The organism is Dyadobacter sp. OTU695 (assembly GCF_038440355.1).
Taxonomy (GTDB): domain Bacteria; phylum Bacteroidota; class Bacteroidia; order Cytophagales; family Spirosomataceae; genus Dyadobacter.
In genome coordinates this window covers 184,560-210,133 of record NZ_JASATN010000014.1, presented here as the reverse complement: position 1 = coordinate 210,133, position 25,574 = coordinate 184,560, and the positions used below count along the sequence as shown (strand labels likewise).

The window sequence follows — 25,574 nt, the reverse complement described above, 5'->3', positions numbered from 1 at the left end:
GGCACGGATATAAAACCTATGTGGGGCGGGGCATTGCATTTTTTCATATGCAAAGTAAAATGTCGGTAAAGGGTTCTGATATTGGCAGGGACTACTCGCTTAGCTTACTGGAAAACCGGATTGGAGATAATGCAACCCAGAATCCCGAACTGAAAAGGAGAAAGAGAAAAAAGCGAAGAAGTATGGGGCTTCATTTGTAAATAATAGGCCAAACCAAACCAATATTCTATTTTAGCCAAAAATAACCCATTACACCCATGAAGATTAAAGCAATTAAATTCTTTTCCCCAGAGGAAAACGTAGAAAAAACCAAAGAGGCCCCAAAGGCGGCACCACTTCCTGAGGGCTACATTTCTAATTCTGGTAAACTTGTTTTCCCGGCCGCCGCACTGCGCGATCTGGGAATTGATCCAGAATCTACTAAGTTCAAAATCGGCACGCAGGAAGGAAAGCGAAAAATTAAATCCGTATATCTTGTCCCATCTACCAATTCCGATCAAACTTTTTCCTTTGAAAAAAGTGGCCGCGGCCATGTAATTCCGTTAGCCGTTATTTTGGAAAAAGGGGGCGTCAATTTCGATAGCGAAAAACTGATCTTTAAGATCTCGACTTTTGATTTTGATCAGGCTACCAAAGGCTATGAGCTGGCGATTGAAACTGAAACGCCCAAACCGGAATACACCGGAAAACCGCGTGGCAGAAAGCCTAAGGCTTCGGTGGACGCAGAATAGAATGTAATTAAAATTGCAGGTAACCAGAACCGGTTACCTGCCTAATTTCGGGTCACATTTGCTTACCGTTTAATTAAGCTAACCCAGTTGTATGCGCCCTTAGGCACTTAATGAAACCGCTAATGGTTTCATCCTGCGGCTGTACAAGCAGCCTCTGTGAAAATTCATTCGATCAGTACTGCGATGCCTGCTTTTTCGGCTTTGCGTTCTATCTTTTGTTTGAGACCGTAATATCCCCAGTTCCGAAAAAGGAAAGGATCTTCTTTGGCTTGCTGCTCTTTTTCCGTCTGATCTACGAGCAGCAAAGTCGCTGCTTTGTTTTTTAGGCATATATCAATTAAACTCCTACTGTATACGTGCTGCTTTTGGGTGACATAACGCTTCTCTGATTGTATCAAATTCTCGATCGTTGATTTGCGGAGTTGCTTTCGGCTGTTTTGATTCATAAAGACCATTGCTTTTTTCTTCCGCCGGATGGCAGCCTGGATTGCAAGCCGCTTGTAAAGATACTCGTCCTTGCTTCCGATGGAATAGCGCTTGGTACCGACCGAGACGATGATCGGGTAGTCCAGCGACAAGCTTGCCTCAGCGATAATATCCTGGTCGAGCTGCTGCTCACCGGCTTCCGTCTGAAAAACGGCAAGCATGAAAATCTTCCCTTTGTCTAGTGTCAGCGAGCTGGTGCAAAGCTTTACCTGACCAGCGGATAAGCTTTGAAGCATTTCCCGCTTGTCATGACCCGTTTTTCCCAAATAAGTCCTGAACGGGATATCGAATAGTGAAAAATGAAATACCGCTCCTTCCCTGCTACTTCTCAATTTCTTCACATCTGTGCCTTTAAACGGGATCGGTATTTCTCTTTTGAAACTAGGCAGGGTGCTTTCCCCGCTGGCCAGCGCCTTGCTCATCTTGTTAAAGCTGGCGACCAGATTGCCGTTCAAGGCGCTCATAATGTGCATCGGGATACTGCCTTTGTAGTTTTTAGCCAGTACCTGATAGCTGGTGTTCATTCTGGATGTGGACAGCATCCCATACTCGTCTTTTTTGATGTCAGAGAGCCTTGCCCTTACACCTTCGGTCAGATAGAGCATTTCCCTGAGCTGCTGCTGGACGTAATGATGGGTATAGATCTGGTTAGAAGCTTTGAAGCAGATATATCGCCATTGGTAGAGCGTATCGATAATCTTATTCTTCTGATCGATATCATCCGAATCGATCAAAAGCCGGATCTTTCTGGTGGTGAAAAGCTTTTCCATATCCTAACGCCCATTTTGTTTACAGTGATTTTTGATGAGCTGATAGGCTTTAATATAATGTTGCTGCACCTGGGTTTGCGGGTAGCCTAGTATTGAGGCGATATCGGCAAAAGACTTCTTCTGATCTTGCCTGAGTCCGAACACCGCAGCCTCCTCGGTGCTCAGGATATGATCGTAAGGATAGGGTTGCCTTGTTTGCCTTATGGGTACAATCGTGCGGGGCGCTACTATCCTTTTAAGATCCTCTACGGCTTTTTGGATTTCGCTGGTCACATGCAGCGTACTGGCTCCTATTCTTTTCGCCACCTCGCGCGCGCTGTGTCCGTCCCTGAAATGAAGGCTGGCTATTAACTGGCGCTGTTTGGGTAGAAATGAGATCGCTTTCTCGATTTCCTTCCATCGCTTTTGCTCGGTGCCATCTTTGGAATATCCCTCTACATTTGGCTTTTCGCCCAGAAAAGGTTCCAAGTGGTCTATTTCAGTCATTTTCCGGTATATCTGGTATGCCGGTTTTTGCACATGTTTCAAGAGCTGCCAACGAAGGTTGAGGCGAATAAACCGGTATGCGTGAGGGAGGCTTTCAATCTTATCGCGGTGTACCCAGACTTTCAGGTAACATTCGTGTAGAATGCAGCTCACCAGGAACTCGTCATTGACCAGCCCTCTACCAAGATAAAGCAGACTATCATAAGTCCGCTTATAAAAATGGTTAAGTGCGCGCTCGTCACCGCTACGAAAAAGCAGCAGGTATTGCTCGTTGCGCGCTGATGTCTTAGAGAGTTCACTTATCGCCATGGCGAGACATTTTATATCCTAACAGTTACAAATATAGGTAAACAAATTAAAATGTGAGTTATAACCCACTTTATTTTTTCGCATTTGCTCCCACCTTTCGCAAAATGCATGACAGGTGAAAGATCGCTATTCGAAGGAAATCATCCGATTTGGGGAACGCGTCAGAGAAATTCGGCTTTATCGTAACATGATACAGCTTGATTTAGGCGAAGCAATCGGTATGGAAAGAAGCGAAATCAGCAAGATTGAAAACGGTAAAAAGAATGTCGAATTCAATACTATGATTCGCTTGGCAGAAGCGCTCGAGGTCGAGCTAAGTGACTTTTTTAGCCCCTTCTTCAAACCTCAATAAAACTTCATTTGACACCTGAGAGGTTGCCTATTAAGCAATTGAACGTAGTTTGAACGCATCCGGTTTCCGGTCAGTTTGTCAGACTCCAGTTATCCACATTCATTCAACTTAAGGCTGATCAAATTCCCTCAGCCGAATTCTGTATTTGGTTTTGTACAACTTCGTAAGCAGCAAATCAAACTGAACGTGTTCAGTGCAAACGAAAGTTACAAAGCAAAAAAATGACGGTTGCAAGCCTGCACTCCGTCATCCGGCTTTTTAGCGACCGCTCGACCGCTAGCCGCACCTTAAACCGCCGGATGGGCTTGCAACCAAGGGGACAAGCCCCGTCATTTTTTCTTTGATCGATAGGCAGCGATTGCCCTGAGCACAGAGCCGGGGCCAAAGCAACTTAAATGCCTTTCAATCATGAGAAATCTTGAAAGTACTCCTAAAATCTATGTAGGAACTTACAGCCACTACAACAATGGGTCGCTGTTTGGTAAGTGGTTTGACCTGACGGACTTCGCTGACCTCAAAGAATTCCTGCAAGACTGCTACGAATTTCATCGAAATGAACTAGATCCAGAGCTGATGTTCCAAGATTGGGAGAACATCCCGGATTTTTTGATATCAGAATGCAGCCTACATAAAGAGGCATTTACATATTTCGAGGCCATCGGTGAAATGGACCATGAGACTGCCGAAGCATTCGAGATTTATTGCAAACAGATCAACTATTGGCCAAACAATCGCTATGAGCTGGAAGATCAACTTGAAAGTTTCAGGGAAAGCTACCGCGGATACTTTGGCGGATCGATGAAAGATCCAGAGCTTGAATACGCCTACCAATACGTCGAAGAAACTGGGCTGCTGTCCGGCGTACCATCCGCGCTCGAGAAATATTTCGACTATGAAGCCTTCGCCAGAGACTTGTTTTTAGAAGGGTACAGTGAATATGAAGGCCATGTTTTTGCAGATTGTTGATTAAGAGATTGAGTGCGATAACTGATGATGTCAGGTTGTCGCACTCAATCATTAGATCTTTCTATGCAAGATGTTTTATAGATTCAGTTTTCTGTTCGCGAATCGCAAACAGAGGCCGGCCAGGTTTCATTCGGAAATTTTCTGAACAGAGCTGGATCAGTTTGAAATGTATTGCCTGATGGCTTCTTCGAAAAGTAGCATTAGTTATAGAATGCAAATATTCTTCTATTTCAATTTCCCCACCTTTGGTAAACCCCATCCAGAAAAGCTCGTAAGTCGCAGGTATTTTTTCAAAAAGTGCAGTATAGTGCACTTTTCCTGTATTTATCGACCTGCAATCATTTTTAACATCAAAAAGAGCACTTTAATGCACTTTTTGATGTATATTTGAATAATAGGTTTTACAAAAGGGAAGAGCAATGCATCTTGGTGGCATAGTAAAGGAAAGAAGAAAACTTCTTAATATAACCCAGGAAACTCTCGCCGAGGTGTCAGGTGTTGGACTGAGAACATTGAAACAGCTGGAAAGTGGAAAGGGAAATCCTACCATCATCACATTAGAAAAAGTTGCCGATGTACTTGGAATGGAGCTCGTTCTGCAAATCAAATCGATGAATCAATAGCTATGAGGCAGGCGGAAATTATGTACAAGGGCGAAGTTGCTGGCAAACTAATCCAGCATAACGACGGTTCATTTAGCTTCGCCTACGAAGATACCTGGATAGCAAACAGCCAGAAACCTCCTGTTAGCCTCACTTTGCCGAAATCAGTCAAGGTATATAACGCCAAAACTCTTTTTCCTTTCTTTGCTAATATGTTGCCGGAGGGTGTTAATAAGCATGTTATCTGCACGTCCCTGAAAATTGATGAGGACGACTATTTTGGGCTTTTACTGAACGTTGCGCAGTACGACGCAATTGGAGCTGTTACAGTCAAACGGACAAACGACTCAGTATGAGTATACCGGATATCAAATACTGTCCGGGTACATTAGCCGAAGGCTATGATACTTACAGCAGACCATGCCTGAAAAAAATGTTCAATGGCGCGAAAGTATCACATGTATTACCGTATGATTCGCCAGCTTCCGGGGGCCTTGCTAACATAGCGTTCTTGCAGAGCCAAAGGCGAGCGTCAATTTCCGGCGTCCAAGAAAAATTTTCCATAATTCAGGTTAAAAGTAAGTTGAGATTGGTTGGAGAGGGCGAGCAGGGAACGCACATCCTTAAACCGATACCCACTATCGGTAGTAACCCAGATCAAATGCCAGCCAATGAACATCTGACGATGCAAATAGCTCGCCAGGTTTATGGCATTGAAACGGCAGACAATGCACTTATTTTCTTTGAAAATGGTAAACCTGCCTATCTGACCAAGCGCTTTGATGTACATGACGGAAATAAAAAGAAGGCGGTAGAGGATTTTGCCGCTTTGGCCAACAGAAGTCCTCAGACCCACGGGGAACATTACAAGTACCTGGGTAACTATCTGGACCTCTTCAACGTAATGAAGAAATATCTTCCAATCTATGGATTAGAATCGCCTAAACTATTTCAACTAATCATGTTCAATTATCTATTTTCAAATGGCGATGCCCATTTTAAGAACTTCTCGATAATTGAAACCGGCATGGGCGATTTCAGGCTGAGTCCCGCGTACGATCTTCTTAACAGCCGCATTCATGTAAATGATTCCGACTTTGCGCTGGAAGATGGCCTACTACCCCCTCAACTAGCAAAGGGGAATATCACCAGACAATTCCATACACTTGGAGAGCAAGCAGGCTTGAGTATGAAATCGATTACATCCATCTTCAACACCATGCTTTCAAATTCGAAAAAGGTCGAAAGCTTGGTCAACGCCTCATTCTTGAATGATCGTTCTAAAAGGAGTTATCTCCAGGCGTATCAGACTAGACTGAGGAGGCTTGTCAAGGTTTGAAATTGTCATCTATGTCTAGCGTCCCCTTACCCAATCCCGATGTAGCAAGGCAATATTTCATCTACTCAAATCACTAGTATTCAATGTGTTATGCAATACACACCCATTAGAATTTTGAGTTTTCCGTGCATCATGGAAGGGATTTCTAGAAGATAGAGGTCTTGCTGATTTTCAGTCCTTTAAATGAATCGTTCAAATCCCTCGCTAAAAATCAAACATCATCCATGGGAAGTCAGGGACTTAGGCGAGCGTAAGCTTACCCTTTTAGATGGTTACTGTCTTAGACTTGGCTAGAGAATTGTGATTTTCTGTTTCAACAGCACCATCTCCCACTAGCCGGCACTTTTGATTTGGCGTTAAGCCTTTCATTGACGTATGTGGATGCTTACTACTGTAAGCTTCGACCCATTTATCCGATAAAATTCGCAACTGCTCCAACGAATCAAAAAAAAGATATCCAGCATGTCTTCCCGGTAATTTCGGTCCAGCCTCTAGTTGTATTCATTCTGCATCATCTTACCTGGCTGGATAAACTTGTGCTCGATTTTCGTTTCTCATACCATTTGGATGGCACCCCTCGTTCGAACTCTATTTGTTCCAGGACTTGAACAACTTTGGTACTGCAAATCGAGTAGTTTGTAAATGCCGTAAGTAACTCTCTGCTAATACCTTCCCTGATTATTAATACTCTCAGGCGCCTGCCACAACTGAGCATCGCTGACAAATCCATACCGCTACGGCGGACCGTTCAACGTATTATATAGCATTTTAGCCTTGGTTAGGGGCTGCTTCGGCCGTTTCAGAATGCGCCTTTTTCGCTTACGCTTTAATTTGAGTTCCATATTTCGATGGATTCGAAGCACCCGTTTACGATTCCAAGGCAGACCTCTGTTCCGAAAATTGCCATAATACTAATCGAAACCTCTGGTAGGATGTTCTTCGGCCAGCTCATTAAGCATGTCTACAACAGGCATGTCATCCTTAATGCTTTCGTAACAAAAGACACCGGTACTTAACTGCAAAACTCTGCACGCCTACACAACGCTAAATCGTGATCACCAGGAATCGGAATGTGGTAAAGCAAGGAATCCAGAATGACGAAGGGCTTTGCGGATTTTAAAAGTGATCTATAGTCAGCTGTTCACAGGTAGAAAAATACTTTCATTTGACCGAAACAACTCCAACAAAGGTACAATCCGCCCGCCAAACTCAATATTCATTCGGAAGTCATTGTATGAAACGTAGATAATATAGGCCGCCGAATGGTATTGTAGAAAAAGGGTACCAAATTTGGGTGCCCAAATGAATAGTGTCTGTACTATTTAAAAAGACATCACCTAGATGCCAAGGTGTTCACATGTGTAAATAACTCTACTGTCTCTTTGTCTAGCAAGGTCATTATACTGTCGGGCTTGTAAATAAACGTAGCAAACAAGGTTCCCGCATTTCTTCCGCTACCGGCGACGGACATAAATAAACTTGCACTGGATCCATCCGCTGACACATCAGTACCTTTATTTGTCCCTTTCACATAAATCAAGTCTTTTCGGGTATACATGTTACTATTGGGTGCTGAGACGCTCTTCCACCCGCATTTTTTTACGCCACCATTACTTCTGCTCGTACAGCTATGCTCACGGGTTAATTCCACTTTCTTCGATTTATATTCCGCGAGACGGTCCTTTCGAAACTCATTCTTCAATTTCGTCATTTCTGTATCGTAGAGTACCAAGCGCTGTGGCAACGGAATTTGCTGACTTTCAACATAATCCATAATAATCTTATGCTTGTCTCTATATGACTGAAAAAAATCAGAAATCGGCCGGACAGCATAATCTTGCGCGGTGGTACTGTTAGAACAAGCTAGGTAAAATATTAAGCTTACTAAAGCATTCTTGAAAATAGAGAAATTTTTCATAAAAAAGGCAACATAAAGATTGAAGTTGAAACAAACAAACTTCCATCAATAAGACGGTTACTACAATACTGAGTACTCAGTAATTTGCACTACCTAGTAGACTTACCTTCACTAACATCACTGCTATGCCAACTTATACAACTTGATACGCGCTTAAAAAATTTAAGAGCTCCATCATGTCGCTCATGTTCATTTTTCGAAGCATATTTTGGCGGTGGGTATTCACTGTATGGATGCTAAGAAACAGTTTCTGAGCAATCTCTTGACTCGATAGTTTTTGCCCAACCAGCTTAGCGATTTCAAGTTCCCGGTCGCTCAGTAACTCCAAGTTTGTGGATTCGCCTGTATCACTGTCTACTTTGTAGATTAAATTTTCTCTCCCGTCAGTGAGTCGCAAATGTTGAGAGTTCCCCCTTTTTTGATGCGAGATGTCGGAAATCAATCCAAGAAGAAAAAGTATATTTCCAGCAGAATCTCGCCTGAGAGCAGAGCTTTCATGCAAAATTCTTCTCGATGAACCATCGGGCCGAGTCATTCTAAAATCAAAGAACGCTTTGAACGAATTGATAGACGATTGATCGACCCGCCGGACATACTCATTTATGTGTCTTGACATTTTCTCAACTCCAGCAAAGTCATTGGGCGGTAGTTTAGACATAAAATACAATACGCCACCATTTAGAAATTCATCCTTGTTCCACCCGGTAACAGCAAGTGGGTCACCAAAAGTGCGTAGATATTGCATCGTCCTCAAGTCGATCACAGCCAACGAGGCCTTTCTGATTCTCAGGGTTTCTTCAAGCAGAGGATTGTTGCGAACGACTTCATCCATCTGTTGGATTTCAGATTCAATAACATCAGACTTCCAAATTTTCCTCAAAAGTGAAAGATCAATAAACGGATTATTCAGCAACGTCATAATAAATGGGAAGGCCTATGTATAGGATTTACGAAGATTGCATTCCGTGCAAAGCAACCTACCGTTAGGTAGCTCAGTTTTAATCCCCTGTGGTCAGGGGTTAATTTGGTCCGCCTCCATGAGCATCTGTATCTAACGGGCTGCTAATACTTAGTCGCAGATCTTCGTAGGTTTACTACTTGTTATCATATGCAGCAAAACTACACTATTATTTGTTCCAACAACATTCCGTATATGATCTTCGACAGATGCAAAGGCAATACAGTCCTAATATAAATCTTTTCGTGAATTTCCGATAATTGCTTCAAAATAGTGTCCATGGTCTGCGAGATATGTTCGACCTTTAACACTCGCTGGGGCACATCGTTGAAAAGTAGCTGTGAAACTTTCAGAATTCAATCACGTCTCCGGCACGAATCTCATATGGGTAATAAGTCCGCTTCAACGATACGAGAAGCATTCTGTTCTCTTCTGCCAAAATAGTGACTTTCTTGTAGACAAAGTCTTGCCTTCCATCCAGATCACGGTGCGCAGCGTTCCAGGTTTAATGCCGTCCAATCTTCGACATACCGGCAGACGACATCACCCCGCTCTGGTACCGGCAGTATCGAGTCGCCAGTGGTCGGAAACATTCGGAAAGTGCCCACTTGTGGAAGACCTAGCATTAAAAACCTGGGCAGCTAAGCGATGAATTCGGATTGTGATACTCGCCCCGGCGGCCCGCCTTGGCTTTCACCGGCATGTACTCGACATTTTTCTTATTGGCCTTATCGTTCCAGATAGCCAGCGCCCGCACGTTTGTCCCTTTCATACGGAGCGAGCTCCTCGCCTTCATGCAACGGAGCGGCAGCTTCCTTGCCCGCGCAGATCAATACGAAAAAGATTGCCGATCAAAAGTGATATGTCTTGCCCACTACGAAGTCTCAAGCAAAAAGATGAAGATCCTGATTTGTTCACGCTCTCTCGCGCCGATGAAAAAGATGAATATTTCCCAGACAATTAACCGTAAAACCCAGGTTAGAAAAAGGCCCTGCAATTGAAAACCTTCTGGCCGCAATTTCCGTCAACCAGTATTCCATGCTATTGTATCCGCTTACAATCCTTTCGAAGTCCTGCTCCCCATGATCCGGCGCACTCCCCAGCATGGTAACCATTTCATCGTGCTGAAACGCTTCACTGGCCTGGGGTCAAGGAAGACTTTGGCTTTACGTCAACGCCCTACAATGATTGAGATATCAGGTAAGGCGCATGGGGCGCAGCTTACTAAGAACGAAGACAAATTGCTTAGTCTATCTTCCAACATCGAAACGACCATAAGTCGTGCTCCCAGAAAATTTGACTGCCACATCCAACTTGGTATGGAATCCGAAAATTACCACCAAACCCAATAACAAAACACTGCATCAATCATTTGAAAACCGCTCTAAAAAACGATCAAAGGCCTCCATCGCAACTCCTACAAAGAAACTTCCTGTCAGCCAACCAGCTCGCTTAAAAAACGGATGTCTCATGTCAGCATTCGAAACAAGAATCGGGTGTCTTGCCATTGACTACAATGCCCAAATTTGGCAATAAAGGCAAAATGGACATATAAAACGAAATAAGACTGATAAAAGACTACAAATGAAACGTGGAAAGCATAAAAGGAGGGCATTATCGAAAGACCGATAAACAGCAAAAGACAAAGTTCTGAGATAATTCCGACAGCCAGCTGGAACAAATATAGTACACTGAAAGGATCCACGTACCGAGAATTAACCGAATAATAATTTTTTCAAAAAATCATATAAATTATGGCAATAAATTATGAAATTTCTGTCGCACAGATCGCGAAGACGAATCAATATCACATATACCAGAGCCATACGTCCACACCGCTTTTCATGCCGGCTATCTTTAAATAAGGAGACCTTATTAAATTTCCTAAAAATATCATTCTAGTATTTAAAATCCGATAACATACTAGATAGTTCATGCAATTAAATTGTACTGTCACTGTCAGTTTTCATTCTATAATATCTCTTATTAAAAAGAATAACACCCCTTATTTATTCTATGAAAAATAAAATATATTCCACTACAGGCATGCGAATTTTATTGTTTTTTTGCCTCCTGTCATTTTCAACAGAAACCGTTGAGGCCCAGGACGAACTCGTCGATGATGCAAGAAATATCGCTGTATTTCAAATAGCCAATCGAAATTTCAAAATATTTCCATCGCTAAGTAATTCAGATCTTAAACCAGAGCAGATGCAATTTAGATTTGACCCGCTGTTGATTCCGGAGCTTGGCAAAAACGGTAAAATAAACATTAAAGGGCCCTTCATGTATGGGCCTAAATGGGCATTAGAAATACGAATTCTGCTATCTACGAACGAGGCCCAAAATCGCGCATATGCTAGCTTGCAAGAAGTCCTCCCATCAGTTGCCTATCGAATAAAAAAATCCAATGTATTACCTTATGGAATCGGAAAAATAACCATAACATCGACTAATCTAGATGCAATTAGCACCGGGTCAATACTAGATCAAACGGAGTTTTCAATACCTAGCGTACCCAGTAGTATAGCAATTCGAATAGTCAGCAATACGAAAGATCAATCGGCAGAATTAAAAAACCAATTCGGCAATTTAAGACTTCACTTTTCTATCTTACGCAAGCAAAAAGGAATTTTGGAAAACCGATGCTCTGTAAAATATTCTGACTTAATAAAGTCCAATCTATACGTAAAACTTTTTGGTGACGAGAAAAACAGTAGCCGATTTGTGCATCGAGACGACCTTCGCGAACTGACTCGCAACACTTCCTCAACCATGGATGCGAAATGCCAAATAGAAGCACCGGATCGTTTTAATCAATCGATTTACGAGCAAATGCTCAATAAATTTAATCAAAAGACTGCCTCTGATTTAAAAAACATAGAATTTGCTTCTACGTATAAGGCTGAGGATCTAGAGCCAACAATAGTCAGCAAAACTTTAAACAAAATGTTTGAAAAGGAAGATGGCACCGATCAGTGGAAAAGAACAAGTGACGTTGGTGTTAAAGTCGATGGATCAGCTCTATTTGGAGTGATATCCGGTAAAACAGATGTCAATATAAAACTAAGTGAAGAATCACTCAAAAAATTGCTGCAGGAACGCGACATTACAGTCGAATTTAACGGCAAAGAAATTATTGCCAAATCTATTAATCTAGTTCAGGTAAATTCAAATGTCTTCAGTGATGCAAGTAATTTTTTTATGATAAACAGTTATCTCCAAGGCTCTGAAACGATTACGCCGCTTGGAGACATTAATTTCGGGGATTTCACGCACACTGACTTTGAGAACGATTTAGCACAGCGGGTTGCTGACATAGAGGAACGCCTGAGCAAGGGATATATGCCAGTTGGGGCAATATTGGCATATTCAGGTGAATCTTCCCACGTCCCGAACGGGTGGATGATCTGCGACGGAACTCTGCTTAATATAGACGATCACAAAGAACTTTTCCAAGTTATTAGATACAAGTGGGGAAAGGACGGCCTTCAATTTCGAATTCCAAACCTACAAGGGCTATTTTTAAGAGGAGTAGGCGGTGGAACAAATAACCCCAATTCAAGCCAGTTCGCTAATTCGGAGGGAGTTCAAGGAGGCATAGGCTCCATACAGATTGGCTCTACAAAAAACCCCGGACTTTACACAGATCAGGTAGGCGATCATAACCACGGTGGGTTTAACTTCCTTTGGCAAGATCCATACGTCGCTCCAGGCGGCAACTACGATGATGGCAATTTTGGTGGCATAGCACGCGCAGATGCTTCCAAGAAAAAGCCAGGTGTAGGAGAGGGCAAAATAGCTTGGGATACTCAATTTGCTGGTCACCATGGCCATCAAGTACTTGGAGGAAACGATGAAACTCGCCCAATTAATGCTGGTGTCAACTACATCATAAAAATACGACCATGAGACAAAATTTTATTGCTATCGTGATGGCAAGTTTTTCGCCATTCCAGCATCCGCCCAATGCAAACAATGGCCCGGGAAACTCCCAGCTGTCGGCATATCTCCTCGACGCGCGTCCCAGTTTCAGACTGCCTAAGGGCAAAAGCGATCTGAGCTTCTGTGAATTTCGATTTCTTCATAGTGACAAATTACAATTTCGACCTGTTTTTGCCACCGAAAATCTCCAATTATCAGCTGTCTCGTTTGCCGGGGGAGGTCATCGCTACTTCACAAAACTTGTGTAAGTGTCCAAACCCTTCGCGATTAAGTCAAATTAAATTCAGCTATTGAAATCCTAAAAAGATACAAAAAACCCCCGGTTAATATAAAATAAAGGATGGTCGTTTCATCAGTAAGTGAATTGACCTGACGAAGATGCTGACCTGCAAAAATTCTCAAAATCCCATCCCAAATTACGGAACTTTGCGAAATGTCTCAACGATTAAAACTGTAGTTTTGCACTGCTGCTCAAAATAACCCAGCGCTATTTTTGCATTGTCAGAATCGGCCAATTTCTGCAAATTTTTAAACAATAAGCTGCAATTTGAGTCCAATATACCCGCAAAATCAACATCATCTAATAAATCAACTAGTTTAGTCAGTTCATCAGCGGTAATAAAACCTTTATTTCTCATGTCAGTAAAAAAACTCAAAGACATCTCCACCCCCAACGCTTCAAGATTGTCCTGCGTTAACGACTTGCAAATAGGAAGCACTACCACGCCTCCACTTACAGATGTTATGCAAAACGAAGCATTAGCAACTACAGATATCACGTTCTTTGCACAAAAATTATTTAATCCCGCCCGAGAAGCATTAAGAAGTACAGCGGGCGAACTCTGCTTAAAGTAGTTAAATATTCTCGTCTGCAACGGAACCTCGACAGCTAACTTTTTCGATTCATCTATTTCAAAGTTCAAAGTTCCACTGAAAGATTCACCAGATGGTAAGACGGCGAGAAGGTAAAGCCTATCGCCAGTAAGGAACTTGAAATTAATTCGATAGAATCCGGGCTTGGACGTTGACTTCAAATCAATCTGGCCATCGGTGGCGGAAAATGAGGAATTGATAATATCATTCTCAACTCCAATAAGCCCACCAGATACGTTTGCTTTGATAGACTCGCCAACTCGATAACCATTTTTATCAAACGTTACAACTTGCCCCTCTACCGTTGTACGCGCTAATAATATGATAAATAGTATCCACCGTTTCATATAGTCCAGTTTAATTTGTTACAAAATAGTTCAAAGAAATAGAACGACGAAATTCATTGATCTGAATTTAAAAGAACAAACAATTACTCAACCGGACGCAAAGTCCCGTTCATCAATTTCACTAGTTGCAAATTCAATACAAGCCTTTTTTGGTAGTTGTTTCTTGGCATACTATCGTCTACCATAATAGACTTGTCAAAATAGAATTCATATTCCTCGATATGAATTATGCTACCCGCTCGAACAGATCCATAGTTGAATATTGACATGGCTTTGTAACCAACCTGCATCTTGATAGGATTCGAATTTGTACTTTGTAATTCCCTACCTGAGCTTATGTCCATTACGTCATCCTCTGAGTGCTGCACAAAGACGTAAACTTCGTTAAAGTTCAATCCATTGGAACTGCCTGGAACCTGATTCCACTGATACTCAATAGATTTATTTAACCGATCAATCTTGATCTTCCTATTCGGAAGGCCCTGGAAGAAAGATGTTAATACAGTTGGAGAGAATCGACAATCTATCTTTTTTCCATCATAGAGGGAGTTTTTTTGAAATCGCGACAAGGCTAACTTGAAAAAAGGGCTGTATGCATCCCTCGGGACAGACTTTCTGTCATACTCAAATTCAATATACCATCTATTGGTCACAGTGTCTGCTTTGACGTTATACACGAGAGCTTTCATCGATAACGGTTTAGACAAGGCAGCATTACTTCCAGGTCCCAGTGAAAGGGCCGCATTTTCTAACACCAGATTTTCTATATCCTTGCCTCTAAGAAAGTTAGTATTAACAACCTGTTCAAAATTAAAGGAAGATGGCTTGACCGCGTCCCTGTGAATAGGATCATAACCAACTTGGGAACAAAACAAGTCTTTGGGATTATCAACTGTATTAGATGAATCATAAAAAATAGCAACTTGTTCACCCTCACCTGTGACGAACCACGAACCCCTGAAGTAAATTCGGAATTTTGTACAAGATCGTGTATAGTAGGTATCCAAAATTTTATTTTTTTTGCTTTTTTTTGCCGACGTTTTTTCCCAGGTAACTAAGGGAACGACACTGTCGATTATAGGAATAGGCGGCTGTTGAGAATTTAAGACATTAACATACGTACCTTCGGGTTGTAGAATTGCCTTAATACTACACTTCGCCCTCGGATTATGCCTCAGGAAAATATCTTTAAACTTTGAAACCACTTCCAAAGAGTAGCTAACTCTATAATGATTTGTATCACCTAGGGTATGGCTAAGCATTTGAGATGGAAAATCAACATCACGCTCAAGATCTGGAGATTTTCCCAGCTGATGTTTATTAGTATAAGCATTTGCAAAGAAGTCCGTTAGAAGAACGTCACTTTTAACTATTCTGGCAATACTTCTTCTCCTGCCGACATTTTTTGGTAGACTAGCGAGACCATTTAAAATGTCATATTTAGCAATCAAATTGAAGGATACTGCAGTAAATACCGGAAAATAGTCGAATACAGTTTGGAGGTTTATACTCGTTTCACCGAGAGACCTATGTGTTTTTGTTATTCCGGGTCCGACTTCAATCCTCGCGCGGAAGATTTTCTTGTCGCCATAACGGTTGAAGATAAGGCAAGGTTGCTGGACGGCATGAATAAGGTTTAAACTTAATGTGGCAGCATCAGGTGTATTCAAAAAATATCTTAGCCCACTTCCCGGCCTCGCATTAATCTTAATGGCTCCATATTTTGGTCCGAAATGATCTGGCTGCAATTCCGACTCTTTTGTCGCGATACTTGCCTCTCTATTCTCGCTATTATCCGGATCCTGAAATTCGACACCCGGGGGTAAAACGAACATCAGCTTGTTCCGTTCAACATTAAAATTCGTAACGATTTTTCCTTGACTACGAGCATCATCACCATTCAATTCAATGGTTAATGCATCCACTTGAAACGGCGACCTGGTGCCTTTCGTCTTGTTATTTCGCTTTCCGGTACGAAATACGGGGATGTCGTCAACTTTAACTTGCTGATCACTTTGCGAAAATGTATAACAATCCACCGCAGGATCGACAAAAAATGGAATTTTTGAGTTTTCTCCAATTCCCCTCGGAGTAATTTGATTTCCAATTTTAACAGACTCTCTATATGTTTGATGGCCCTTAATTTTTTTTAAATATTTAACCTTTAGATACTTATCTAGCACAGAGTGAATGCTGATAAAATACTGATTTGCCCTCGGAGGCGTAAGTCTCCTCTGAGATACCAACTTTGACGCCCCAGGTTGCAAAAAATTGGTTTGCACAATTAAAGTGCGCGGATCCTCAATTCGGTTTGTCAACTTCGTGCGCGGGAAGAAAATGCCGGGAGTATCTATCCCGTCAGTCCGTAAATACAGGATTGGGGTTGACCAACATTCGTCTTGCCAATCTAGCGAATGAACAAATTGTCTTATCTCTTTTTTTAAGTCCGAAACTTCAAGTTCTGATGCTTTTCCCTTGCTGTTACCGCAGATGTCGACAACGCGAAGTCGAAACAAGTAATACGTTTGAAGACGCAATGGCGTAACTGAACCTTCTGGCACGGTAATAATTACTCTAAGCGAATCTCCATTTTGTCTCAGGGTACTTGAATCCGGCCGCTTCTGTTTCTTCAATGGTGCGACTAGACTCCATCCCGGCCAACTGAACATCTGATTGCCAACAATTAATTGCTCTTTTGTCAATTCATCATTACGCCCCCTCTGAAAAGATTCACCTATAAATCCCTCATCGAATTCGGCACCATCGGGCAATTCGAGCTTCTTAGTAGTGCCACCTACATAAAATTCACACCTTCTTTCTACGAGAGAATTTATTCTAAGAGTGTTTTCGTCAAATTCATTGTTTTCATCTAATTTGTAAGATGCAACATCAACCCGGTAACCAGAATCCAAATGATGACCCCAAATAATGTAACTATCACTTACTTTATCGAGAGTCGGCAACGGTTGATTTTCTAGCTGATTTTTCAATTTATCTACCAGGTTTTTCACCGTCAGAGTAATTCCAATTCCTTCATTATTGTTTTTTGTAGAACTGATATTCAGCTTTTCCCCACTTGTCGTCCTGGCAATATTTAAAAGCGAATCCAAATATGATTTTCCCGTCAGATTAACAGATATTTGCTGAATAGATGTACCTTCTTCATTTTTGAAAGATGTCGCCAGGCAACCATTTTTAACTACTAAGTAATCATCGTTTATAGCAAATGCTGCGTCAGACGCTGCATTAGGAAAATAGCCGTATGAAAAGTCACGGTTTCCGCTTTCCTCCTTATAGCTGAAAGCGGTAAATGTATAAAGAAAGTCAACCTCTTCCAAAAATTTAGCCAATGGTCGGTCTTCTTTCCTCACACCATCTAGGCTGAAGGAATCCACTATTTTTACAAATCCTTGACCATTTCCACCAGTGAGATTTCGTAAATCGAAATTTAGGTCATCATCAATATCAATAGAACAATCAACAACCCAACCCAGTCCTCGTAAAACATTAGGGTAACTTCCAAGAATCGAAAACTGCTTGTGAAATTCAGAATTTAACCGATTCAATCTGACGGTCTCTTCTTCCCGCTTTACGCCTTCGATTAATTCATTAATTTTCTTATTTGTATAAATAATTTCAGATTGTATCCTTTCAAGAAGTGTTTCATATACCGGATACTCTGCAAATCCAACTCTGCTATTGCTCCTTAATCTGGCAAGTACCATTTCTATATCCGTATATACTAGATCTCGAATATCATTGAGGTTACTAAGCAAGGTATAGATATTCTCATCTATGCTGCTTTCCTCCAACGATGGGGCAAAGTTCTCATCCCAGAGCCTAAACTCCTTCCACACATTCTTGACCTCCTCATCAATAATGCCAATAATCCTATTTTTAAAATTATTCAGATCAACCATCTCAGCCAAATCGAATCGAGATTCGTCAAATAGCCAACCGCTAACGGGCGTCGCCCGCGGCATCACGGAATTCCAAAAATTTCTAGCATCATTCTGTTTCCATAGTTTCGCATTAGAAATTTTGAGAGAGTAAATTTTGCTAGTACGGCCAACCATAAATATATTATCCACGCGCTCCCTGGCGAAAAAAGATATGTTCATAGGTAGACTGAATAATCGCACAAAGTTTGCATAGCTTGGCCAATTGAGTATCTCATGATAGTCACTCAAAAAACCTGTGTCAGGTAGTCGAGGGTTGAATGACAACGTAAAGTGAAGGCTATTTTGATCGCAGCCTTTTGGAATTAGGGTCACTACTATTTTGGTGTTCTTGCTCATATTCCTTTCTTGTCAAATGCATTTACGAAATGTGCCCAAATGTCTTCATCAAAAATATCCTCCTCTTCCTCTTGGTATAGGGTTGTGAACTGACTGTCTATCGCTCGACTTGTCAAAGGTGTGTTAGTTGAGCTACTTGGATTTGCCGGATCTCCTCCTATGGAATTTGCTCCTGTGATTCGCTTCGAAAAAGTTAAGGAAAATGATTTTCTAAAAAATCCTATCTTAATTGAATAGGTTGCGCTTGCCGTACCGTATAGCGTCGCTTGACCTTGATACTGCTCATAGGTTAGGGAGACATAAAATTGAACCGCAACCGTTATAAAGCCAAACACGGAGACAGTACCACCACATATGAGATACCCCGAAAGAATCAACTTCTGTTCTGAATAGTCGTATGAAAAAAATACGCCAGCCATCAGGTAAACCTCTCCGGTGGCAATCCCTCCTAAATTGATTCCGAGATATCCCCCAAATTCAATCGCAGTTTCGATTCTCTGTAGCCTCTTCCCGGTTGTAACCAGATTGAAATACCCTCTACCGCCAAAAATCCCTGCCGAAACCACAAATTTGTCATCTATCGCCCCAACTGCAAAACTTGTCGATATCGGCATTCCCTTTGTGGTTGTGGATAATGGTAGGATAACGCCGACAGTGAATCGTAGTTTAGATAAATTGAAAACTCCGCCTGTAATATTTGGAATTGCGAAGCTGTAACTAACTCCAATTCGCTTAGGATGCAGCAATACCTTCAGTCCTGGAAGCTGAGTTAGTGCAGACATCGCAGATGCGAGTGAATCAACAAAGGAAAGTTCCCCCGAAAATGTAATGGCCCCCAGTCGCACGTCTACCTTTCTGTCTTGGGTCTTTGAACTGTTGATCGAAAGAGATTCGAAATTGATTACGAGACGCCTTTGTAAAATGCCAATCTGAAAGTTGCTCAATCTCGTCTGAGAGGTGAAATCTTCATCCGCTACCACGGATCCCCCATGTACTGGCGGAGCAGAGGGGATTGATCTTTCAAAGTATACAGCCAGGCTTGTATCTGTCTTTCTTCCATCCTGTGAGCTGCTAAAATTATTAAAGCTGAATAATCCCATATCAAGTGATATGAAGCGATCAGTTACGAAGTGATATGACACATACGATTTGCCATTTTTTTTGAATCTAATAAATTTCGGCAAATCAAAGCCCTGGCCTAGGATATCCCTCAGATTAATGCTACCAAGAATTTTGGAATCCAATCCACTAAAAAATTCCTTTGCGGATAGAAATTGTTCAGCCCCCCAGTCCTTTGCAGCAGAAAAAGCCTCATGTGTCTCCTGTGATATAAATATTAAGTCTTGCCTTACTGTATTTTCAAGATCTCTTGTATTCTCGGCAAAATTTTTCACCTGTTGATCTAAGTGCTTCTTCCTTTCCATTAAATCTGTTTTAATGCGATCCACCTCTGATTTTGTCAAGCGAGGTAGCGACGCAAGGTCACTAATCCTATCGCTTATATCGGCGATTTGGCGATTTAGCTCACGATCCAGATCACCCTTTCTTTTGCCAAGAAATGTTATAAATTGAGAAGGTAGTGAAGGAGAAATGATTCCACCGAATTGCTGGCTAGCTTTTGTCAGCGTCGATTTGATCCATTGTTGACTATCTCCAGCTACTTCAGCAAAAACGGCTGACGGATTTTCTTGCAGATTAAAAATAAATTCATTCGCTTGGTTTTTGTAGTATTTTTCCGCGATCCTGATTGAAATCGGAATTCTATAATTTATTAAATCGCTAACAGCCCGTGAGTAGACCTGCGCCGAGTGCAGTTGAGGAAAACAGGAGTTCTCATCAAAGAAATCGAACATCTTACTTTCTTTTGAAACCACCTTATATCGAGCATTAATTATTATGTACTCAGTCTCGAATCGAGCCAGCTCTCTGTTTAATATATCTCGTTTAGGTTCATACCAACCAGCAATTTTATTTTTAGCATCATCTAAGTTGTCTTCAACACGATCAGTTAGACTCTTATTTTCAACGGAGTTTGCGACAAAGGTGACAAGTCGACACCCTAAATGCCATTTATTCTTTATCCCGGACTCAAGTCTGCCAATAGCAGCATTTGCTTGGACTAATCCTGACAACGCATGAGAAATCCGGTTAAATTCCTGAAAAAGTATTCCACTTCTACTTGCATAGGCACTAGACGTAATCACAATGCTTATTCTACGTAATAGGCTATCCAGCGCGCCATTTAAAAGGATTTCTTGTAATTTCCGCACGGACTCAATGGATCTTTCAAGAGCACCTCGATAGTACTGAAATTTATCATCATACTTAAATTTGTCAATAGCACTCAACAAATTTATGGTATGACTCATTATAAGAGCCGACTGCTCAGCTCCGTATAGGCCTATAACACTTGAAACATCATCCCCATTTGAATTTTCAAGTTGGGCTTCAAATTTGGAAATTTGTTCACCTAGGACTTCTCTGAGTTTTCTACGGCATTTTATGGAATCATGCACTTTGCTAAGTTCAATCCTCGATTCTAGAACGAGGCTCTTAAATGATTCCAGCTCATTCAAAAAAACATAGAAGTCAGACTTAAGTATACCTTGTAAGCCGCCCTCCGCCAACAAAATGGAATTTTCCAATTCTGACTCCTTCGAAATGTACGAATCTTTCCATTCTGTCAATTCAGCCCTAGCAGAGCTACCAAATACTTTTTGTATTTGATTTGCCCTATCCGAGTCAACAGGTGATTCAAAGTCTTTGCTCACCAAAAAGAACCTCTTTTCAAATGAAACCTCATTCCCCTCCCAATCTGTGAGAATGCAGGTGAAATATATATCTTCACTCGAAAAAAAATCTAATGGCCAAAAAGCGAGTATCTGTTTAGGAGAATCACTATCTTCCGAATAGTCTATCACGGCGAGTTCCGTATTGAGATACACTTTATTTATGACGGTAGGTTTCTCCATCAATGGCACGATCTGCTTTCTGTCCAAGTTTGCAAACCTGATTTCTTTAAATGGGATATTGGCCTTATAGGCTCCCTTATCATAAAGCTCGGATGCTTGAATATCTAGATTAGAAAAGTTCTTTTTTCGATCTAGCGGCTGAATATATTCGCGATAAACCAAAATTGAATTTCCGGCAACCGTCGATCTCTTTGTCGTTCTTACTACAAGCATTTTCAAACCTGTCTCGAGGTCAACCCATAGATTTGTGACAACAACTTCCTCGTCGCGTCCAAACGCGATATTCTGCTGCCAATCAATTAGCGCTGGAATAGAATTAGTTACTGGGCCATCAGTTGACTTAGAACTGTTTAGGGAATTAGTAGAGTCTGGCGCTAGTAGCCTATTCCTGAAATTGATCTTAGTCGTTAGGCCTAATGGACTAAAAGTAAGTGAATCCACATTTGCTCTCAACTTATACTTTATATATAGGTCTTCGAGGTCCCTCTTGTCATTCGCATCCGGCAATGACTCAAACAATGCCTTGGGGAATCTCAATGTGTCTCTGTCCACGGCTGCAATCACTCCAACATTCATTTCAGGATTGGTCTCCAACTTGTTGTACTTGAAGTCTGGAGCGCGCCTTGTGCGAATTGTTAGCGTTGCCATCCACAATTCATTGTCAACAGTGTTGTGCAGGGAAGAGTGTCGCCGCAGTTGTGTTAAATTTTTATTAGAAAATAGCCAGTAGAATTCGAATTGGTCCTGGTCAGGCAAAAGAGGAGATAGGAGCAAACGGGATGGCGCCTCGATTGTTGTAATAGGATTCGCATCTAAGCTGCTTTCCTCGGATCTTGGAAACTTGTTATAATTGTATCTCTTTGAACCATCGAAGTCGGCATATCCAAGCGGATAGCTATTTGCGTTGGAGTCAAAGATCGAATGCTTTAGATTTTGTCTAACAACTAGCCTGAATCTTGGGTTATTCCAATCCGTTAAGGATTCATAGTTCAGAGGGATGTTAAATGTGTTATCATTGATAGGTTGGATCAGTCGGAACACAAGAAAACTATACCCCGAAATCATGCATTGAGCTTGGTATTTTGTTAGATCCGCATCCCCAGCTAAATTGGCATCGTTCATATATGATTCCGATATATGTTGCTGAGGAAGCCTCACTATCATGTATGCTTCGTCTTGTGAGTACAAGCCAGTATTCCCCCCAAGAATTTGTATATATTTGTCCTTTTTCTTGCTTTTTCGATGGTATTTTATTTTTCGAGGCTCTGCAGAAACGAAGTAGATGTCTAGATTTAGCAAATTCTCATATCGTGAAAGACGAAATGCTGCTCTAACAAAATTATTGCTTTCGCTAGAAGGCTCATCATCTGTTGGTAGACCCAATACTTGTCTTTCTATCATTGATAGAGAGGCGATCGATAACGATAGTTTCAAAAATCCACGTCTTGATATAGAGTACTTTGTCATTTCGTTTATCTTTTTATCAAATTCGATTCGCCGCCAACTTTAACAAGAGCATAGTTTAGGTGAAATGGATACGCAAATTTGTAGGTTTCTGAATCCATTCGTGCATTTCCATCCATATCTATATTTAGGTATCTCCATAATCCTGATTTTAACCGAACCGGAAATATTGGAACTTCCCTCGCCGCAAGTATTTCAACTATATCTTCATCAGTTGATTGTTTAAAGTTGAAAACCTTGCAAGAAATGTGTTTTTTATCTTCCCGATTGTAGATTAGATATTTTTTATTGCTTGTATTAAAGAATATTTCTCTACTATCATCTAAATATATATGTCTTATATTATCTTTCGAACTGGTGATGAAATTATCTAAATTGACTAGGATGGAAAAGGGCCTTCCTTTAATTTTTAAGAATGACCTTTCGTAATTAAATCCTGCATATCCCGCCTCTGTTTTAAAAAATGCCCAGCCCGAGTTGGGAAATCTTTTCACAGACAATAGCTTCACCGTTTTCTTCAATTTTCGAGAATATTGGGCAGTTATTTGGATACCCTTATCGTTAATTAGGCCTGTCGAAGAACTTTGTTTTGAAGTAGTCCATCCATTGATGAATTTTTCAAATTTTAGATTCAGTAAGTTTGGTATTAATTCTTTGAATGACATCGTGGAGGTATCTAGTTTCATCAGTCTCTCGGAGCCGTCGGGGATTTGTGCTGTGAACACATGGCGCGATACAGAGCCGGTTAAAATTGTATCTTTCAAAGACTTTGTTACAGATAAATATCCAGTCTTTTTATCAAAATTCATGACAAGTGAATATCCATTTTTTGAAAGCCCGACTGCCGTATATCGTCCGTTAGTTATACTATTTTTATCAAATTTTGAAAGGGAGATAACTGAATCTATATTACATTTCCCTCGATAACTCCACAGTATAAGTCTTCCATCCTTCGCCCTTAGGTGGAAGAGCCCAGCGTTGTCGCAAGACAATCGATCCACTTTTAACGTGTCTGTTGAAACAAGCACATTAGCTACAACACTATCACCTTGTATTTTGATCTGTGACAGTTCGATAGAGCTTCTCTGGGAGTTTCTCGAAGCGATACTTCCGAGAATTAAATAGCCATTTGTATCATCTTTAGTCATCGAATGTATAACATCACACCTCGTGTCTATTGATATAGTATCGTGAGCACCTTGGATTGTAAGTCTCCATGTATCACTCATACTGGCACGATTTAACCATGCACTATCTAATGATGAGTAAAGGTTGATGTGTTTTTTCTTTGCCAATCTGTCAAATCCATCTGGAAATTCTAGTCGGAGTAAGAACGAGACATTCGACTTAGCTGCAAGTAGCAGCAGGAAAGTGCTAAAATAAGCCAGGTTCCGGCAATAGTGTTGTATATTCATCTGTGGGCGTATGATTTTATAATGATAGGTTTATTTATCTCGCATATTGCTTGATTATTTTTGATTCGTTCGACTATATGTTTCTTAATTTACGAACGTCAATACACGTAAAACACTTCATAATTCAATATGAAGTGGGTAGCTGGGTCGGTATACAGACGTATCTTCGCGCAGGTACCATACCATAGCTGGAAAACGGTACAGATTCGCATCATGAATTAGAGATGAGGACAAAATCTGTTTATTGTATAATTGAGTCAGAGGCACAAGCCGTGCCATAATGAATGCAATTAACTAATGAGGTGGGTTCTATTAGCTGATTCGGGTTCTAAACAGTAAATGAAATAAATTGTAGAGTCAAAAAAGTCTTCGAAATGAGACCTGACGTCAGTTAGATAACCTTATATTCAATTGTCTTCGCAGGTTCGGACGTATTCTGAAATCAAAAGTGTCTCTCAGAGAGTCTGCGCAAATGATATTTTAGATCCTTGCTATCCCGTAGAGCATTTCGAGTATCGGGATGTTTTACGGAGTGCTTGGTGTGGAGCCGGCACAACTGTAGACTTAATGCAATCACTTTGATAGATTTCCATGATCGTAGAGGGGAAATGTGCAACACATTTGGAGCTACTCTAAGTTGAGAAGAAAAATGTGTTTCACCAAAAAATGACTTTTAGAATATGTTGAAAGTTATTATTCGGTCGCGATATTTTCTAGGACTGCTTCAAGTCAAATTATAGGTTGGTCAAGGAGTTGTCGTATAAGCTTTGAAAGTCACATATTACAAACCGGCACGATTAGAGAGAAATGCATTGCCGTATGTCGTCTTATACAAGGGAGCCCTATCTACTTCATGCAACTTAGGGGACTTTAAATATGATTTACCGCATTACGACCAGCTTGGTCCTCGGGCAGCTTTGTCATTGCTTTGATGCTTTTGTCAAAATCCGGTTCCATGCTCTTGATGTAACTTCATTGGTTTGAACTTGTCGGAGATAAATGGTGTCAGGTTAGATTGTCGCCTTAACACGATCAGTCAGTAAAGCTCTTGCTACCTAGAATGTATTAGGAGCTCAGATATGTCGAAGAACTCAAAGGGCTTGGTAAAGGGTATTTACACAAAACAAATGCGGGGGAAGTCAGCTAAGGCCGAACAATGTGTAAAGCTTTGATCACATTTCCGATGCAGACCAAAGCCTCATTTTTCACGCAAGTTCAGAAACATAATGACTAGTTTAGATCATTCTAGTTACTGATAACTCCATTCTGTGCATCTCAAAACTACTCCCGGCTCATGGTGGACGATAAAGTGGTAAAGTTACCTTTAAACACAAACTCGTAAG

The 25,574-nt window shown here is 41.2% G+C and carries 17 protein-coding genes and 2 pseudogenes; 8 read left to right on the top strand and 11 right to left on the bottom strand.

Going from position 1 to position 25,574, the window contains the following annotated elements; all coding sequences use genetic code 11:
- Both AAHB90_RS23740 and AAHB90_RS23735 read left to right on the top strand, forming a co-directional pair.
- A pseudogene (locus tag AAHB90_RS23740) lies at window positions 1–200 on the top strand (relaxase/mobilization nuclease domain-containing protein); the annotation flags it as partial.
- Window positions 201–257: 57 nt separating this feature from the next.
- A complete protein-coding gene (locus AAHB90_RS23735; RefSeq protein ID WP_342087734.1) occupies window positions 258–731 on the top strand; it encodes a hypothetical protein in 474 nt (157 codons plus the stop codon).
- A gap of 164 nt (window positions 732–895) precedes the next feature.
- Here AAHB90_RS23735 and AAHB90_RS23730 read toward each other — a convergent pair whose 3' ends face one another.
- Together AAHB90_RS23730 and AAHB90_RS23725 are read right to left on the bottom strand one after the other, a co-directional pair.
- Entirely contained in the window at window positions 896–1,987 is a 1,092-nt protein-coding gene (locus AAHB90_RS23730; protein ID WP_342087733.1) for a hypothetical protein, read from the bottom strand.
- Window positions 1,988–1,990: 3 nt separating this feature from the next.
- Window positions 1,991–2,782, bottom strand: a complete 792-nt coding sequence (locus tag AAHB90_RS23725; protein ID WP_342087732.1) for an RNA polymerase sigma factor — start codon at window positions 2,780–2,782, stop codon at window positions 1,991–1,993.
- Between the two features lie 115 nt (window positions 2,783–2,897).
- Here AAHB90_RS23725 and AAHB90_RS23720 point away from each other — a divergent pair, with 115 nt between their 5' ends.
- From AAHB90_RS23720 to AAHB90_RS23700, 5 genes are all read left to right on the top strand, one after another.
- Window positions 2,898–3,134: a helix-turn-helix domain-containing protein gene (locus tag AAHB90_RS23720; RefSeq protein WP_342087731.1), complete on the top strand. Its 237-nt coding sequence runs from the start codon at window positions 2,898–2,900 to the stop codon at window positions 3,132–3,134.
- 408 nt (window positions 3,135–3,542) lie between these two features.
- Window positions 3,543–4,100 carry an antirestriction protein ArdA gene (locus AAHB90_RS23715; protein WP_342087730.1) on the top strand — a complete coding sequence of 186 codons (558 nt, stop codon included), beginning with the start codon at window positions 3,543–3,545 and terminating at the stop codon, window positions 4,098–4,100.
- Window positions 4,101–4,519: 419 nt separating this feature from the next.
- A complete protein-coding gene (locus AAHB90_RS23710; RefSeq protein ID WP_342087729.1) occupies window positions 4,520–4,723 on the top strand; it encodes a helix-turn-helix domain-containing protein in 204 nt (67 codons plus the stop codon).
- 2 nt (window positions 4,724–4,725) lie between these two features.
- Entirely contained in the window at window positions 4,726–5,058 is a 333-nt protein-coding gene (locus AAHB90_RS23705; RefSeq protein ID WP_342087728.1) for a HipA N-terminal domain-containing protein, read from the top strand.
- Entirely contained in the window at window positions 5,055–6,041 is a 987-nt protein-coding gene (locus AAHB90_RS23700) for a type II toxin-antitoxin system HipA family toxin (protein ID WP_342087727.1), read from the top strand. The genes AAHB90_RS23705 and AAHB90_RS23700 overlap by 4 nt, the downstream gene beginning before the upstream one ends.
- Before the next feature lie 264 nt (window positions 6,042–6,305).
- Here the strand turns inward: AAHB90_RS23700 and AAHB90_RS32850 are convergent, their stop codons facing one another.
- The 4 genes from AAHB90_RS32850 to AAHB90_RS23685 all read right to left on the bottom strand — a co-directional run bounded on the left by AAHB90_RS32850 (window position 6,306) and on the right by AAHB90_RS23685 (window position 9,713).
- Window positions 6,306–6,479 carry a hypothetical protein gene (locus AAHB90_RS32850; RefSeq protein ID WP_446717922.1) on the bottom strand — a complete coding sequence of 58 codons (174 nt, stop codon included), beginning with the start codon at window positions 6,477–6,479 and terminating at the stop codon, window positions 6,306–6,308.
- A gap of 895 nt (window positions 6,480–7,374) precedes the next feature.
- Window positions 7,375–7,959 carry a hypothetical protein gene (locus AAHB90_RS23695; RefSeq protein ID WP_342087726.1) on the bottom strand — a complete coding sequence of 195 codons (585 nt, stop codon included), beginning with the start codon at window positions 7,957–7,959 and terminating at the stop codon, window positions 7,375–7,377.
- 133 nt (window positions 7,960–8,092) lie between these two features.
- Entirely contained in the window at window positions 8,093–8,878 is a 786-nt protein-coding gene (locus AAHB90_RS23690) for a helix-turn-helix transcriptional regulator (RefSeq protein ID WP_342087725.1), read from the bottom strand.
- A 664-nt stretch (window positions 8,879–9,542) separates the two neighbouring features.
- Window positions 9,543–9,713, bottom strand: a complete 171-nt coding sequence (locus AAHB90_RS23685) for a hypothetical protein (protein WP_342087724.1) — start codon at window positions 9,711–9,713, stop codon at window positions 9,543–9,545.
- 1,220 nt (window positions 9,714–10,933) lie between these two features.
- Between AAHB90_RS23685 and AAHB90_RS23680 the strand changes: the two genes are divergently transcribed.
- Window positions 10,934–12,829 (top strand): tail fiber protein, encoded by a 1,896-nt coding sequence (locus AAHB90_RS23680; RefSeq protein ID WP_342087723.1) that lies wholly within the window; start codon window positions 10,934–10,936, stop codon window positions 12,827–12,829.
- Between the two features lie 68 nt (window positions 12,830–12,897).
- Here AAHB90_RS23680 and AAHB90_RS23675 read toward each other — a convergent pair.
- From AAHB90_RS23675 to AAHB90_RS23655, 5 genes and pseudogenes are all read right to left on the bottom strand, one after another.
- A pseudogene (locus tag AAHB90_RS23675) lies at window positions 12,898–13,005 on the bottom strand (transposase); the annotation flags it as partial.
- A gap of 273 nt (window positions 13,006–13,278) precedes the next feature.
- Entirely contained in the window at window positions 13,279–14,082 is an 804-nt protein-coding gene (locus AAHB90_RS23670) for a hypothetical protein (protein ID WP_342087722.1), read from the bottom strand.
- Window positions 14,083–14,165: 83 nt separating this feature from the next.
- Window positions 14,166–18,380, bottom strand: a complete 4,215-nt coding sequence (locus tag AAHB90_RS23665; RefSeq protein WP_342087721.1) for a hypothetical protein — start codon at window positions 18,378–18,380, stop codon at window positions 14,166–14,168.
- Window positions 18,377–22,819: a hypothetical protein gene (locus AAHB90_RS23660; protein WP_342087720.1), complete on the bottom strand. Its 4,443-nt coding sequence runs from the start codon at window positions 22,817–22,819 to the stop codon at window positions 18,377–18,379. The genes AAHB90_RS23665 and AAHB90_RS23660 overlap by 4 nt, the downstream gene beginning before the upstream one ends.
- A gap of 5 nt (window positions 22,820–22,824) precedes the next feature.
- Window positions 22,825–24,045: a hypothetical protein gene (locus tag AAHB90_RS23655; protein ID WP_342087719.1), complete on the bottom strand. Its 1,221-nt coding sequence runs from the start codon at window positions 24,043–24,045 to the stop codon at window positions 22,825–22,827.
- Window positions 24,046–25,574 lie beyond the last annotated feature (1,529 nt).